This window comes from Enterobacter sp. BNK-14, from assembly GCF_047456095.1.
Taxonomy (GTDB): domain Bacteria; phylum Pseudomonadota; class Gammaproteobacteria; order Enterobacterales; family Enterobacteriaceae; genus Enterobacter; species Enterobacter kobei.
In genome coordinates, this window is the sequence record NZ_CP179897.1 from 753,970 (window position 1) to 767,453 (window position 13,484).

Annotated in this window: 15 protein-coding genes and 1 pseudogene; 5 read left to right on the plus strand and 11 right to left on the minus strand. The window is 56.9% G+C overall.

The window, feature by feature from the left end; translation table 11 throughout:
* The 3 genes from ACMGGM_RS03620 to ACMGGM_RS03630 are packed head-to-tail and all read right to left on the minus strand — an operon-like array spanning nucleotide 1 to nucleotide 2,927.
* On the minus strand, nucleotides 1-789 hold the full coding sequence (locus ACMGGM_RS03620; protein WP_063943233.1) for an ABC transporter ATP-binding protein: 789 nt from the start codon (nucleotides 787-789) through the stop codon (nucleotides 1-3).
* 9 nt (nucleotides 790-798) lie between these two features.
* Nucleotides 799-1,677 (minus strand): nitrate ABC transporter permease, encoded by an 879-nt coding sequence (ntrB, locus tag ACMGGM_RS03625; RefSeq protein ID WP_014884183.1) that lies wholly within the window; start codon nucleotides 1,675-1,677, stop codon nucleotides 799-801.
* A gap of 2 nt (nucleotides 1,678-1,679) precedes the next feature.
* Nucleotides 1,680-2,927 carry a CmpA/NrtA family ABC transporter substrate-binding protein gene (locus ACMGGM_RS03630; protein WP_023330586.1) on the minus strand — a complete coding sequence of 416 codons (1,248 nt, stop codon included), beginning with the start codon at nucleotides 2,925-2,927 and terminating at the stop codon, nucleotides 1,680-1,682.
* Between ACMGGM_RS03630 and ACMGGM_RS03635 the strand changes: the two genes are divergently transcribed.
* Nucleotides 2,926-3,048, plus strand: coding sequence for a hypothetical protein (locus ACMGGM_RS03635; RefSeq protein WP_255343926.1), 123 nt, complete (start codon nucleotides 2,926-2,928; stop codon nucleotides 3,046-3,048). The genes ACMGGM_RS03630 and ACMGGM_RS03635 overlap by 2 nt on opposite strands.
* 106 nt (nucleotides 3,049-3,154) lie before the next feature.
* Here the strand turns inward: ACMGGM_RS03635 and nasR are convergent, their stop codons facing one another.
* On the minus strand, nucleotides 3,155-4,339 hold the full coding sequence (nasR, locus tag ACMGGM_RS03640; RefSeq protein WP_014884186.1) for a nitrate regulatory protein NasR: 1,185 nt from the start codon (nucleotides 4,337-4,339) through the stop codon (nucleotides 3,155-3,157).
* Nucleotides 4,340-4,411: 72 nt separating this feature from the next.
* Between nasR and ACMGGM_RS03645 the strand changes: the two genes are divergently transcribed.
* The 3 genes from ACMGGM_RS03645 to ACMGGM_RS03655 all read left to right on the plus strand — a co-directional run bounded on the left by ACMGGM_RS03645 (nucleotide 4,412) and on the right by ACMGGM_RS03655 (nucleotide 7,107).
* Nucleotides 4,412-4,765, plus strand: a complete 354-nt coding sequence (locus ACMGGM_RS03645; protein WP_014884187.1) for a DsrE/DsrF/TusD sulfur relay family protein — start codon at nucleotides 4,412-4,414, stop codon at nucleotides 4,763-4,765.
* A 106-nt stretch (nucleotides 4,766-4,871) separates the two neighbouring features.
* Nucleotides 4,872-6,656: a methyl-accepting chemotaxis protein gene (locus ACMGGM_RS03650; protein WP_063943235.1), complete on the plus strand. Its 1,785-nt coding sequence runs from the start codon at nucleotides 4,872-4,874 to the stop codon at nucleotides 6,654-6,656.
* A gap of 211 nt (nucleotides 6,657-6,867) precedes the next feature.
* Nucleotides 6,868-7,107 (plus strand): DUF1883 domain-containing protein, encoded by a 240-nt coding sequence (locus ACMGGM_RS03655; RefSeq protein WP_010432930.1) that lies wholly within the window; start codon nucleotides 6,868-6,870, stop codon nucleotides 7,105-7,107.
* Between the two features lie 30 nt (nucleotides 7,108-7,137).
* Here the strand turns inward: ACMGGM_RS03655 and ACMGGM_RS03660 are convergent, their stop codons facing one another.
* The gene (locus ACMGGM_RS03660) at nucleotides 7,138-7,833 is read right to left on the minus strand and encodes a gamma-glutamylcyclotransferase (protein ID WP_063943237.1); all 696 of its coding nucleotides are present in this window, start codon (nucleotides 7,831-7,833) and stop codon (nucleotides 7,138-7,140) included.
* 178 nt (nucleotides 7,834-8,011) lie between these two features.
* On the minus strand, nucleotides 8,012-8,242 hold the full coding sequence (gene chaB / locus ACMGGM_RS03665; RefSeq protein ID WP_014884191.1) for a putative cation transport regulator ChaB: 231 nt from the start codon (nucleotides 8,240-8,242) through the stop codon (nucleotides 8,012-8,014).
* Nucleotides 8,243-8,511: 269 nt separating this feature from the next.
* Here chaB and chaA point away from each other — a divergent pair, with 269 nt between their 5' ends.
* Nucleotides 8,512-9,612: a sodium-potassium/proton antiporter ChaA gene (gene chaA, locus ACMGGM_RS03670; protein ID WP_063943239.1), complete on the plus strand. Its 1,101-nt coding sequence runs from the start codon at nucleotides 8,512-8,514 to the stop codon at nucleotides 9,610-9,612.
* Between the two features lie 115 nt (nucleotides 9,613-9,727).
* Here the strand turns inward: chaA and kdsA are convergent, their stop codons facing one another.
* The 5 genes and pseudogenes from kdsA to prfA all read right to left on the minus strand — a co-directional run bounded on the left by kdsA (nucleotide 9,728) and on the right by prfA (nucleotide 13,474).
* Nucleotides 9,728-10,582 (minus strand): 3-deoxy-8-phosphooctulonate synthase, encoded by an 855-nt coding sequence (gene kdsA / locus ACMGGM_RS03675; RefSeq protein ID WP_014884193.1) that lies wholly within the window; start codon nucleotides 10,580-10,582, stop codon nucleotides 9,728-9,730.
* Nucleotides 10,583-10,618: 36 nt separating this feature from the next.
* Nucleotides 10,619-11,428, minus strand: a complete 810-nt coding sequence (gene sirB1, locus ACMGGM_RS03680; RefSeq protein WP_008499515.1) for an invasion regulator SirB1 — start codon at nucleotides 11,426-11,428, stop codon at nucleotides 10,619-10,621.
* 35 nt (nucleotides 11,429-11,463) lie between these two features.
* Nucleotides 11,464-11,553: pseudogene (locus tag ACMGGM_RS03685) on the minus strand (siroheme synthase); the annotation flags it as partial.
* Between the two features lie 8 nt (nucleotides 11,554-11,561).
* A complete protein-coding gene (gene prmC / locus ACMGGM_RS03690) occupies nucleotides 11,562-12,392 on the minus strand; it encodes a peptide chain release factor N(5)-glutamine methyltransferase (protein WP_014884194.1) in 831 nt (276 codons plus the stop codon).
* Nucleotides 12,392-13,474 carry a peptide chain release factor 1 gene (prfA, locus tag ACMGGM_RS03695; RefSeq protein ID WP_014884195.1) on the minus strand — a complete coding sequence of 361 codons (1,083 nt, stop codon included), beginning with the start codon at nucleotides 13,472-13,474 and terminating at the stop codon, nucleotides 12,392-12,394. Before prfA ends, prmC begins: the two co-directional genes overlap by 1 nt.
* Between the last annotated feature and the right edge of the window lie 10 nt (nucleotides 13,475-13,484).

A 13,484-nucleotide genomic window follows, 5' to 3' on the forward strand; every position in this document is an offset into this window, starting at 1 on the left:
TTACGCCGCTTTCGGCTGTTTTTCGTAGAGGAAATGGAGGATCTGCTGACGCATGTGGTGGTAGCGGCTGTCGTCCGCCAGCTGAACCCGGTTGCGCGGACGCGGCAGATCAACGCGCAGGATCTCTCCGACGGTCGCCGCCGGACCGTTGGTCATCATCAGCACGCGATCGGAAAGCAGTACTGCCTCATCTACGTCGTGGGTGATCAGCACGATAGTGGTGTTCAATGCCTGCTGGATCTGCATCACCGAGTCCTGCAGATGGGCTCGCGTCAGCGCATCCAGCGCGCCGAACGGTTCATCCATCAGCAGCACTTTTGGCTTCATCGCCAGCGCGCGGGCGATGCCCACGCGCTGCTTCATGCCGCCGGAGATCTCCCCCGGGCGCTTATGCAAGGCATGCCCCATCTGCACGCGGTCGAGGTTGTGCTCGATCCACGCTTTACGCTCAGCCTTGCTCATGGTGTGACGGAACACCTGATCCACCGCCAGGGCGACGTTGTCAAAGCAGGTGAGCCATGGCAGCAGGGAATGGTTCTGAAACACCACCGCGCGCTCGGGGCCCGGCCCGGCAATTTCGCGGTTGTCGCAGATAAGCCCACCTTCCGTCGGCAGCGTAATGCCGGCAATAAGGTTCAGCAGCGTCGATTTGCCGCAGCCGGAGTGGCCGATCAAACTGACGGTTTCGCCCTCGTGAATATCAAACGAAACGTTTTGCAGCGCCAGAAACTCGCCGCAGGCAGTAGAAAAGCGCTGGCTCACGCCCTGGACCTGAATTAATGGTTTCATCTTCGCTCCTTATTTTTCCTGCCAGCTAAAGCGACGGGCAATCAGCATCAGCCCCTGCTCCAGCAGCAACCCGACCACGCCAATAATGACGATGGCGATGAGAATGTTTTCGACGTTGAGGTTGTTCCACTCGTTCCAGATCCAGAAGCCGATGCCTAAGCCTCCGGTGAGCATCTCGGCGGCGACAATCACCAGCCAGGCAATACCGATGGAGAGGCGTACCCCGGTCAGCACCGCAGGCAGCACGGCAGGAAAGAGAATGCGGCGCATGATGGTCCACTCAGAGAGTTGCAGTACCCGGGCGACGTTGAGGTAGTCCTGTGGAATACGGCGCACCCCTTCCGCGGTGTTGATGACCATCGGCCAGATGGAGCAGATAAAAATGGTCCAGCTTGATGCTGGCTCCGCTTTCTGGAACAGCAGCAGGCCGATGGGCAGCCAGGCCAGCGGGCTAACCGGCCGCAGGAGGGCAATTAGCGGGTTGAACATGCGCGAGAAAAAGGTGAAGCGGCCAATCAGAAAGCCCAGCGGAATCCCCGCCAGCGCTGCCAGACCAAAGCCGATGGCGACGCGCTGCAGTGACGCAAGCACGTTCCAGCCTATGCCCATATCGTTTGGCCCGTCGCGATAAAACGGATCGGCGAACAGGGTTATGGCCGAGTCGAGCGTGCTGAGCGGCGTCGGGAAGCCTTTGCTGTTTATCGCCGCCAGTTGCCAGAGCACCACCAGCAGCCCCAGCCCCAGAAACGCCGGAATGACGCGCTGTAAAACATCATTCATTCGACGCGCCAACGCAGGCGTACGACGACGAACCTGTAACGGTGGCAGGACAATCACCTCCCCGCTCTCAGGCTTCTCTTGTGGTTTTGTGTTTTGCAGATGCGGCATAATCAGGCCCCTTTACGGTGAATGGCAAAACGGTTGGCGTACCCTTCCGGATCGGTTCCGTTCCAGACGGTACCGTCCATCAGCGTGCTGCTGCGATACGGTGATGAGGGTGTCGAGAGTCCGCCGACGGCGGTGGCAGCATCCTGCCAGACCGCGGTCTGGTTAATGCGCTGCGCAATACCCACGTAATCCGGCGCGGCTTTAAGCAAGCCCCAGCGGCGGAACTGGGTTAAGAACCACATGCCGTCGGAGAGGTACGGATAACTGACGGCACCCTCGTTGAAGAAACGGATCGGGTGCGCGTCCTGCCAGCGCTGCCCCAGGCCGTTGTCGTATTCCCCGAGCATTCGCCCGGTGAGATACTGTTCTTTGCAGTTGAGCCACGCCCGTCGCGAGAGGATCTGCGCGGTTTCACGTTTGTTTTCCGGGGACGCCTCAATCCAGCGCGCGGCTTCCATCACGGCGCTCACCAGCGCCCGGGCGGTGTGCGGATTTTTCTCCACCCAGTCGCGACGCGTGCCGAGAATTTTTTCAGGATGATCTGCCCAGATGGACTGCGACGTGGCAGCGGTGAAGCCAATGCGGTCGTTAATCGCCCTCGCGTTCCACGGCTCACCGACGCAAAAGCCCACCATGTTGCCAATGCGCATGTTCATCACCATCTGCGGCGGCGGCACCACCACCGTGCGCACGTCATCGAAGGGGTTAATGCCTGCGCTCGCCAGCCAGTAGTAAAGCCACATGGCGTGCGTTCCGGTCGGGAAGGTGTGCGCGAAAGTGTAAGTGCCAGGCGCCTGCTGCCCGACCAGCGTTTTCAGCCCGTCAAGATCGCGAACCCCCTTCTCCGCCAGATCGCTGGACAGCGTAATGGCCTGACCGTTCTGGTTAAGCGTCATCAGGTTTGCCATCTGCTGCGGCTTGCCTGCAATACCCAGTTCAAGCCCGTACAGCAGACCGTAAAGAATGTGCGCGGCGTCCAGCTCCCCCGCCACCAGCTTGTCGCGTACCGCTGCCCAGCTCGCCTCTTTGGTGGGGACGATGGTGATACCGTATTTTTTATCAAAGCCTTTCAGGGCTGCGATAACCACCGGCGCACAGTCGGTCAGCGGGATAAACCCGATACGTACCGTCTCCTGCTCCGGTTTATCCGAGCCTGCCGCCCAGGCAGCCTGCATGACACCCGGTAATAACACTGCGCCACTCGCCAGCATGCTGGCCTGCAAAAACCGCCGTCTCGACAAATCCGCCATGACCACTCCTGAAAAAAAGCCAAAAAAAAGCGCCCACAGTGCCGAAGCACCGCTGGACGCCTTTATCCCGAAGACTGATGCACCGCCGTTGGCGCACCGTCAAAAATGGTTAATTCAATAATGCAAAGTCAATGCCAGGTTTGAACACCCTGTTTCAGGGCCGAAAGCCGGGTTTTGCTCGCCATTACGCACCCCAATCAGGCACAACATGCCCACTGATTGTGCAGCTACTCCTTTGGGGTTATCTGCCACACGCTTTTCACCGTAAGCAGCGCCCGGGCGATATCCACCATGCGCTGATTCTTGTCCATCGCCATTTTGCGCAGCGTTGTCCAGGCCTGCTCCTCACTCATATTCTGGTGGGTCATCAGCACGCTTTTTGCTTTATCAATGGTTTTTCGCTCCTCAAGCGTATCGCGCAGCGACGCAAGCTGACGGGAGAGCTGCTCAATCTCGCGCGCCTGCTGGCGAACCAGAGGCAGCAGGGGTTTATCCGGGTAATGCGCCAGCGGGTCCTCCAGTTCATCTGCAGGATGCAGATAGACCTCGTCACGCTGAATCCGCTCATCCACCGCGACCATCAGATCGGCGATGATTGTCTCCTCCAGCGCGCGCAGATGCTCCAGCCGCGCCGTCTGCAGCGCAAACCACGCCAGCGCGGTATGGCCATTATCCGCGGCAGGCTGGCGGGTACAGGCCACGCGCCGGAGTTGCTCCGTCTCACGGTCGGGCTGGCAGTTGAGGGAGAAAGTGGCCTGAACGTCAGCCTGACTGTGGGAGAGGAAGATCTCAAAGCAGGCTTGCTGCCCGTCAATGCGATCTACCAGTCTCTGGCGGGTAACGTCATCAAAAAAACCCTGCGTGAAGCCTATCGCCCCCAGGGCCCGCTCTTGTCCCGCCAGCTCTTTGCCCTGCATCAGGCTGTAAAGGGCGACAAACCGGCCCGCGATTTGCGGATCGTCAATGCTGTCATTGAGTTGCGGCACGATACTGAGCAGATGGCGAAGCATGCGGGAGTAATGTTCCATGGCCTGCGGGGCCGTCAGGGTTTGTTGACTCACCCCGTCACGCAGCGCGGGAAGTGTGTCCAGCGTATGCAGTGCATTACCGATACGTTCGCAGACGGCGCTCCCCGGGAGGAGGGACTGCTTGCCAAGTATCGTATTCAGCGCAGCAAGATTTTCGTCTACCAGCGCCCGGCTGGCTTTGCATTCAGGCGCGTAGAGCTTACCCTGTGAACAGAGCCAGACGTTGGATGCCCCGCGCTCGCACTGTAGCATATGGACCAGTTGGCTAATGCCGTGCACCAGCACGTTCAGCTCTGCCAGCTTGCTGAGCTGCTCCCGGCGCATCAGCCTCGCGCGCTGAAGCCATTCGGTTGCACCTGGCGAAATGCCAGCCATTAATGTCATGCTTACTCTCCCGGACAGCGAAACTCCGGAGAACTAAGCAATATTCGTGCCTTTATAAGAACAGGAGTCAACATGCAGAAGATTGTGATCGTCGCCAACGGGGCGGCCTACGGCAGCGAATCTCTTTTTAACAGCCTGCGTCTGGCCATTGCGCTACGTGAAAAAGAGAGCGACCTGGCATTACAGATTTTTTTAATGTCGGATGCCGTCACCGCCGGGCTGAAGGGCCAAAAGCCGGCAGAAGGCTATAACATTCAGCAGATGCTGGAGATCCTGACCGCGCAAAATGTGCCGGTGAAACTGTGCAAGACCTGTACCGACGGACGCGGGATTACCACTCTGCCGCTGATAGAGGGCGTAGAAATCGGGACGCTGGTTGAGCTGGCCGAATGGACGCTGACCGCAGATAAAGTATTAACTTTTTAATAATAATCCCGTAAAAATATTATTTTCTTATGGACGCGGTTTCAGCATCAAGTTTACCTGCGGGGTTGCCGATAGGCATGGAAACAACACAGCAGGTATTTCACTTATGTTCAGATCGATTCGCGCACGTATTATCGCCACGACGACAGGTTGCCTTGTCGTCGCCCTTCTTCTCAATACCGTTATTAACTTCCAGGTCACGCGCCAGGATAACCAGCAGTCACAGCGCGATATATTGACCAGTACCAGCGCCAGCCACAACATGGCGATTGCCGACTGGGCCAAAAGCAAAATGACGGTGATTACCTCCGCACAAAGCGTCGCGCTGGCTGACGACCCGGTTCCGGTGTTTAAACAACTGGCGCAGGCGGGGGGATTCACTAACGTCTATGTGGGTTATGCGAGCAAGACGGCGAAGTTTTCTGAACCTGCGGGTGTCCCGGCGGATTATGATCCGACCATTCGTCCCTGGTATCAGCAGGTGGTGAGCACGGACGGCCCGGTAGTGACCGCACCCTATGTTGATGCCGGTACCGGAAAGCTGGTGGTGACGTTTGCTGTACCGGTGAAAGAAAATGGCGTCCTGAAAGCGGTGGTGGCGGGCGATGTCGCCATGGATAGCGTCGTGGCAAACGTGCGCGGCATCCACCCAACACCCGCCAGCAGCGGGCTGCTCCTGAACAGTGACGGTACCGTGATTGCCGCCAACGATCCGGCTTTGACCCTGAAGCCGTTTGCCGAGACGATCAAAGGGATCGACTTTGCGGCGCTGAAGCGCGGTAATCCGGTCGACGGAACCCTGAATGATGTAGACAAAACCTTCATTGCCTCAGCCGTGCCGGGCACAAACTGGCTGCTGGTCGTCGCGCTCGACAACAGCGATGCCACCTCCGGCATGCGTTCCCTGCTGAAATCGTCGGCGATTTCGCTGGTGATCCTGGCACTCCTGAGCGGCGCCATTGTTCACGTCCTGATTGCCCGTCTGCTGAAACGCTTGTCTGACATTCGTGATGCGATGCATAACATTGCCAACGGGACCAACGATCTGTCCCAGCGTTTGCCGGACAGCGGCAATGATGAAGTGGCGCAAATTGCGCAGGCCTTTAATGCCTTCAGCGACAAGCTTTCCGTCGTGATGGTACAACTCCGTGACGCCAGCGCGTCGGTGAAAAATGCCGCGCAGGAAATTGCGGCTGGCAACCAGGATCTTTCCGGGCGTACCGAGCAGGCGGCGTCCAGCCTTCGCGAGACCGCCAGCGCGGTGGAGCAGATCACCGCCTCCGTCACGCAATCGAATGAATCGGCAGCGGAAGCGAACGATCAGGCAAGCAAAGCGTCTGCGGCTGCCGCGCGCGGTGGTGAAGTGGTTTCTCAGGCCATCAGCACGATGCAGTCCATCGAAGTGGCGTCCGCAAAAATTGGTGATATCACCAGCGTCATCGACGGTATCGCCTTCCAGACCAACATTCTGGCGCTGAACGCCTCCGTCGAGGCGGCGCGTGCCGGTGAGCAGGGCCGCGGATTTGCCGTGGTAGCCGGGGAAGTGCGTAACCTCGCCAGTCGTAGCGCCCAGGCGGCGAAAGAGATCAAATCCCTGATTGATTCCACCACCGATAGCGTGGCGACTGGTTCGCGCTATGTGCATCTGGCCGGTGAAAGCATGGATGAGATCCGCTCCAGCATCGGCAGCGTCTCCGGCATCATGCGCGAAATCTCCATCGCCACCAGCGAACAGATGAAAGGCATCCATGAGATTAACCATGCGGTGACCCATCTCGACAGAATGGTGCAGCAGAACGCCGAGCTGGTGGTGCAGTCCGCCGCCGCCGCAGGAGCCCTGCAGAGCCAGGCGGGCGACCTTGCTGAAACGGCCGGCCATTTCCGCATTTAATGTTCCTCCGGCGCGCGTTTCGCGGGTAAAACGCGCGCCAGCCTAACTTTTGAGGAATTTTGTCATTTTTGTTTAATCGTTATGCCATTTTTTGATCAAAATCAGCATCCCGACTCTCCCCCTTTGGTGTTATGCAACGAGTGAATTGTGAACAACATCACGCTCGGATATGGCTGCAGGGAGAGCGTTGTTTAAGACTACGGGGTAAAAAATGGCACTGGTAAAAACAAGTTTGAAACTGTTCGGCGGGGATACGGTAGTGGTGCGTTGCTCAGAACGCTGCCGCATACATCTCATGAGTTCAAAAGCGCAAAAGCAATCCCAGGCGGATATTCTGACCGTGCAGGATGATAAAGCGTGGCTTACCGTGCCGTATACCGGCACATGGGATGTGCTGATCGACAGCCACAGTCAGTCGCTGGAGCATTCCGTCAGCTACGTGGCAGCATAAGAGTAAACGCCCGGCCAGCCGGGCGTATTATCAGGCAAAACCCGGTCGCAGCGTGCTGTTGACAGGGTTCCCTTCCAGCAGCGCCCTCACCTTTACCACCAGCTCATTCAGACAATCGTCCTTCATGCCGAGGCGGGTCAGCTCCTGATCGAGGGAGAAGAGATACTGCGCGTTGGTGCCCAGCGGCCCGCTGGCGGCGGCAATTAACGGGGCGATGACCTGCGTGCGGGTATCCGCTTCATACAGCGGATGGCGTGGATCCATAATAAACACCAGCGCATTGACGGTACGTCCATCGTCAAGCTCCAGCTTGCACCAGCTCGGCATATAGCAGCCGGTGATCATCTCGCGCTTCCAGAGCAGCGTCAGCTCCTCTTCGAGCGTGGCATCCGGGAGGCGATACGCCACGCCCGTGGTGCGTCCGCCCTCTTTCAGTGCAAGCATGCGACCAGGCTGACACGCACTGCCGCGTCCGGCCGTCAGGCGCAGACAAAATGCGCGGTGCCAGCCAGGCAGCGTTCCCGTTGCCGATTCGACAAATTCCAGAGCCGGGTTCCACATCAGCGAACCGTAGCCAAAAATCCATACCGGGCCATCATCCGGGCGGCAGGCAAGCGTGGCAGCAAGCGACGCCGCACGTTGTTCAGCTGACCAGAGAAGCGATTCCTCAATAGCACCAAATGCCGTCTTACAATCTGCCTTAATTAAGAAATCACGCGTTAACACTTTACACCTCCGCCACTGCATGCTTCCTTGCGACATCTGTAATGCGCCTTCCCGGCATTTTTTCTCTGGTCATTTTGCCAGCAGTGAAATAACGATAAGCAATTAGCGGACCAGTTGCAATACAACGGAAGTTCAACCGCCTGAAAAGTCAAAATGAAGGCAGCGAATTATTTCACGGCTATTTCTTTTTATGCCATTTATCATCGTCTCCTTTCTCGTAGTCATGTTTAACTGCGGCCCAGGCGACCTTATGCGCCGTCTCTTCCCGGCTGGCATCATCCCGGCGATCGTCTTTATCTTTGTACTGATCCCAGGCGCTGTTAAACGCTTCCTTGTAGATATCCTGCGCGTGTTCAGGCAGGACATTTTTCACGTTATCAGGTAATTCGCGTTTCGTTTTGTAGGGCATCACTAACCTCTCTTTTCGGTAAAGAGATAAGTGTGGACGACGATATGCCATGGTGCCACCCAACAATAATTAATGAGTAAATTAAAATTATAATTCGTTGTTATTTAATGTTTATTTATGAGAGATATGGCATTATAGACTTCAAAGAAGAAAAACATCACAAAGGGTAAAATTAAGTAAAAAATATAAGGTATTTAACAGATTTCTGTTAATTTAATCTCCTTAAAATCTATCTATAATTACAAGCACCTGCATTGATGGAGAAGCACATGACAGCAACACACGAGGCGGTAAAGACCCGCCACAAGGAGACGTCACTCATTTTCCCGGTTCTGGCACTGGCTGTGCTGCTCTTCTGGGGAAGCAGTCAGTCACTGCCAATGGTGGTTGGTATCAATATTCTTGCCCTGGTCGGTATTTTAACCAGCGCATTTAGCGTCGTTCGCCATGCGGACGTATTAGCCCACCGTCTGGGCGAGCCGTACGGTTCGTTAATTCTCAGTCTTTCCGTTGTTATTCTCGAAGTCAGCCTGATTTCCGCGCTTATGGCGACCGGCGATGCTGCCCCGACGCTGATGCGCGATACCCTCTACTCCATCATTATGATTGTGACAGGCGGCCTGGTGGGCTTCTCGCTGTTACTGGGCGGGCGTAAATTTGCGACCCAGTACATGAACCTGTTTGGTATTAAACAGTACCTGATTGCCCTCTTCCCGCTGGCAATTATCGTGCTGGTCTTCCCGATGGCGCTGCCAGGTGCAAACTTCTCCACCGGTCAGGCGCTGCTGGTCGCGCTGATTTCCGCAGCCATGTACGGCGTGTTCCTGCTGATTCAGACCAAAACGCACCAGAGCCTGTTTGTATACGAACATGAAGATGACGGCGACGACGATGACCCGCACCACGGTAAGCCGTCAGCACACAGCAGTGTGTGGCACACGGTTTGGCTGATCGTGCATCTGATTGCGGTCATTGCGGTCACCAAAATGAATGCCAACCCGCTGGAGACGCTGTTGACCGAGCTGAACGCCCCGGTGGCCTTTACCGGTTTCCTGGTGGCGCTGCTGATCCTGTCCCCTGAAGGACTGGGGGCGCTGAAAGCGGTGTTGAACAATCAGGTGCAGCGTGCAATGAACCTGTTCTTCGGCTCCGTGTTGGCGACCATATCACTCACCGTACCGGTGGTGACCCTGATTGCCTTTATGACGGGGAACGAACTGCAGTTTGCGCTGGGCGCGCCGGAGATGATTGTGATGGTGGCCTCGCTGCTGCTGTGCCAGATCTCCTTCTCCACCGGACGCACCAACGTGCTGAACGGCGCGGCACATATGGCGCTGTTTGTGGCGTACCTGATGACGATATTTGCCTAGCCTCTTTGCCCAGCGGCGCTTCGCTTGCAGTGCCTACAGGTTTTGTAGGCCGGGTGAGCGCAGCGCCACCCGGCAATATGTCCTATAAAAAAACCCGCCGAAGCGGGTTTTTTTATTAGTTGCTGGTATCCAGCTCGTCGAAGTTCTTCACCAGATCGTCAATCGCTTTGATCTGCTTCAGGAACGGCTCCAGCTTATCCAGCGGCAGTGCGGAAGGACCATCGCATTTCGCGTTAGCCGGATCCGGGTGCGCTTCAATGAACAGACCCGCCAGACCCGTTGCCATACCGGCGCGCGCCAGCTCGGTTACCTGCGCACGACGACCGCCAGACGCGGCACCAAATGGGTCACGGCACTGCAGGGCGTGAGTCACGTCGAAGATCACCGGAGACTGGTTAGAGACGTTCTTCATCACGCTGAAGCCCAGCATATCCACGACCAGGTTGTCATAACCGAAGTTTGCACCACGGTCGCACAGGATAACCTTGTCATTGCCGCCTTCGATAAACTTGTCGACAATGTTCCCCATCTGGCCAGGGCTCACGAACTGTGGTTTTTTCACGTTGATGACCGCGCCGGTTTTCGCCATCGCTTCCACCAGGTCCGTCTGACGGGCCAGGAATGCCGGAAGCTGGATCACGTCTACCACGTCCGCTACAGGCTGTGCCTGCCAGGACTCATGCACGTCGGTGATCACTTTCACGCCAAACGTCTGTTTCAGCTCCTGGAAAATCTTCATGCCCTCTTCCAGGCCAGGGCCACGGTAAGAGTGAATAGAGGAGCGGTTGGCTTTGTCAAAAGAGGCCTTAAACACGTACGGGATGCCCAGCTTCTGGGTCACGGTCACGTAGTGCTCGCAGATACGCATGGCGAGATCGCGGGATTCCAGCACGTTCATACCGCCAAACAGCACGAACGGCAGGTCGTTTGCTACCTTGATATCACCAATGCTAACCACTTTTTGTTTCATAGGATCGCCTTATTCAGGTGTGAATCGGAATTAAGATTAATGCAGTGTAATTTGTTTGTGCGAGATCGCGTTGATCTGCGCGCGAATCATTTCGCTAATCGGATCTTCCGGGCACTGCTCAACGAAATAGCTCAGATCGTTCAGCGCAACGTGTTCGCAGTCGAGCTGGGCATAGATAAGCCCGCGGTCGCGAATTTCGTAGGGATCTTCCGGATTAAACTGCAGCAGCACTTCGCTGGCACGCAAGGCAAGCTCCATCTGACGCTCTTCCATCAGCGCTGATTTCAGCGTATCCAGCAGCTTGCGGATCACTTCGGCGTTATCGGCCTCGTCGAGATCTTCGTTAAAGAGCTCGGCGACCGGGCTGATGTTGCCTTTCAGCCAGACGTCCAGCGTATGCTCATCCAGCGTATCGCCGTTAAACGGATTAATGAGCCACATCTCGCCGTCCAGCCACTCCGCCCGCAGGATCATCTGCGTCGGGAAAATGACCGGCACCAGTGGAATATCCAGACGGTGCGCGACCCACAGCAAAATAGAACCCAGCGCAACGGCGCTGCCCTGACGATTTTTTAAGACCTGGTCCAGCCATAATGCGTCAGACAGGCGATACACGCCACGCGTGTCGCAGAAACCCCATTCGCCGTAGAAAAGCTCAAGCAGCTTCTCTAATTGCCAGTCCTGCGGGCGCGCCTGATTGATCTCTTCACGCGCCAGGCTGACCAGATTCTCCAGTTCATCGTAAACGTACTGCGACGTAAAATCGTCGCGTATCATCTCCGAAATCAGGATCATGCCATCGCAAAGCGGCACTTTATTAAATTCGAAATCGGCTAAGGACTTCATGACTTACCCCAGTAACGCCCGAACGTACAGCTACCCCCGGGCGCGATAAAACTCAAAACAATGTAGATGATAACGCCAAACCGCCTTTCAGTCAGCCTTACGCCTTTATCAGTAAATGGCAGATAGCCTTGCTTCACGCCCACTGGCCTAGCGTCAACCGTTCATTACCGCCGTAGTCGCGGCAGGTTTCCACTGCGGTATAACCCGCTTGCGTAAACAGCGCACGTACGGCTTCCCCCTGCGTCCAGCCATGTTCCACCAGCAGCCAGCCGCCGGGAAGTAAATGTTGCCGTGACGTTGTCACTATGTGATCAAGATCGGCTAACCCTGCGTTAGCCGCAACCAGCGCCGTCAATGGCTCGAAACGAACATCGCCCTGCGCAAGGTGCGGGTCGTGTTCGTCAATATACGGCGGGTTACTGACGATCATCTCGAACGAGCGAGTCTCCAGCGCGCTAAACCAGCTGCTTTGCAGCACGGTCACGTTAGTCAGCCCGAGACGCGCCACGTTACGCTGCGCCAGGGTCACCGCGTCAGGCATCACATCCACTGCCGTCACATCGCAATCCGGACGCTCGCTGGCAAGCGCCAGCGCAATAGCACCCGTTCCTGTTCCGAGATCGAGAATGCGGCTGGCCGCAGCCGGCAAACGCGCCAGCGCCTGCTCCACCAGACATTCGGTATCCGGGCGCGGAATCAGCGTTGCCGCTGAGACATAAAGCGGGAGCGACCAGAACTCACGTTCACCGACAAGATGCGCCACCGGCTCACCGTTTTTACGGCGGGCAAGCAGCGTAGCGAGCTGCGCTTGCTGCTCAGCGGTCAGTGGCGTCTCACCGAATGCCAGCAGATACGTACGGGCTTTACCCGTTACATGCTCCAGCAAAATTTCGGCGTCGCGTTTTGGGCTTTCGCTTGCGGAAAGCTCACCGGCGGCCTCACGTAACCAGCGCTGAAAATCCATTATTCCTGCTCGGACAGCGCCGCCAGCTGGTCGGCCTGGTATTCCTGCACGATAGGCTCAATCAGCATATCCAGCTTCCCTTCCATCACCTCGTCCAGACGGTAAAGCGTCAGGTTAATGCGGTGGTCGGTCACGCGGCCCTGCGGGAAGTTGTAGGTACGGTTACGGTCGCTGCGATCGCCGCTGCCCAGCAGGTTACGACGCGTCGATGCTTCCGCCTGCTGGCGTTTCGCCATTTCGGCCGCGTGGATACGCGCACCCAGCACGGACAAGGCTTTGGCTTTGTTTTTATGCTGCGAACGCTCGTCCTGACACTCCACCACAATACCGGTTGGCAGGTGAGTAATACGGATAGCGGAATCGGTGGTGTTAACGTGCTGGCCGCCCGCACCAGAGGAGCGGAAAGTGTCGATGCGCAGGTCCGCCGGGTTGATGTCCGGCAGTTCCGCTTCCGGCAGCTCTGGCATCACCGCCACTGTACAGGCAGAGGTATGAATACGCCCCTGAGATTCCGTAGCAGGCACGCGCTGCACGCGATGACCGCCAGATTCAAACTTCAGACGACCATACACGCCGTCGCCGCTGATCTTGGCGATAACCTCTTTATAGCCACCATGCTCGCCGTCGTTAGCGCTCATGATTTCCACGCGCCAGCGACGCGATTCAGCGTAGCGGCTGTACATGCGGAACAGATCCCCGGCAAACAGCGCCGCTTCATCACCGCCGGTACCGGCGCGGACTTCCACAAACGCGTTACGCTCGTCGTCCGGATCTTTTGGCAGCAGCAGCACCTGAAGCTGTTGCTCCATCTCTTCAGAACGCGCTTTCGCATCCTGTAACTCTTCCTGCGCCATCTCGCGCATTTCAGGATCGTCGAGCATCATCTGCGCGGTTTCGATGTCTTCCTGAACCTGTCGCCAGTCGGTAAAGCATTTAGAAACATCACTTAACTGCGCGTACTCACGCGAGAGTGCGCGAAAACGTTCCTGGTCCGCAATGGTCCCGGCATCCCCGAGCAGCGCCTGGACTTCTTCATGGCGCTCGTGCAGAGCTTCCAGTTTAGCGACGATAGAAGGCTTCATAGGCGTAAGT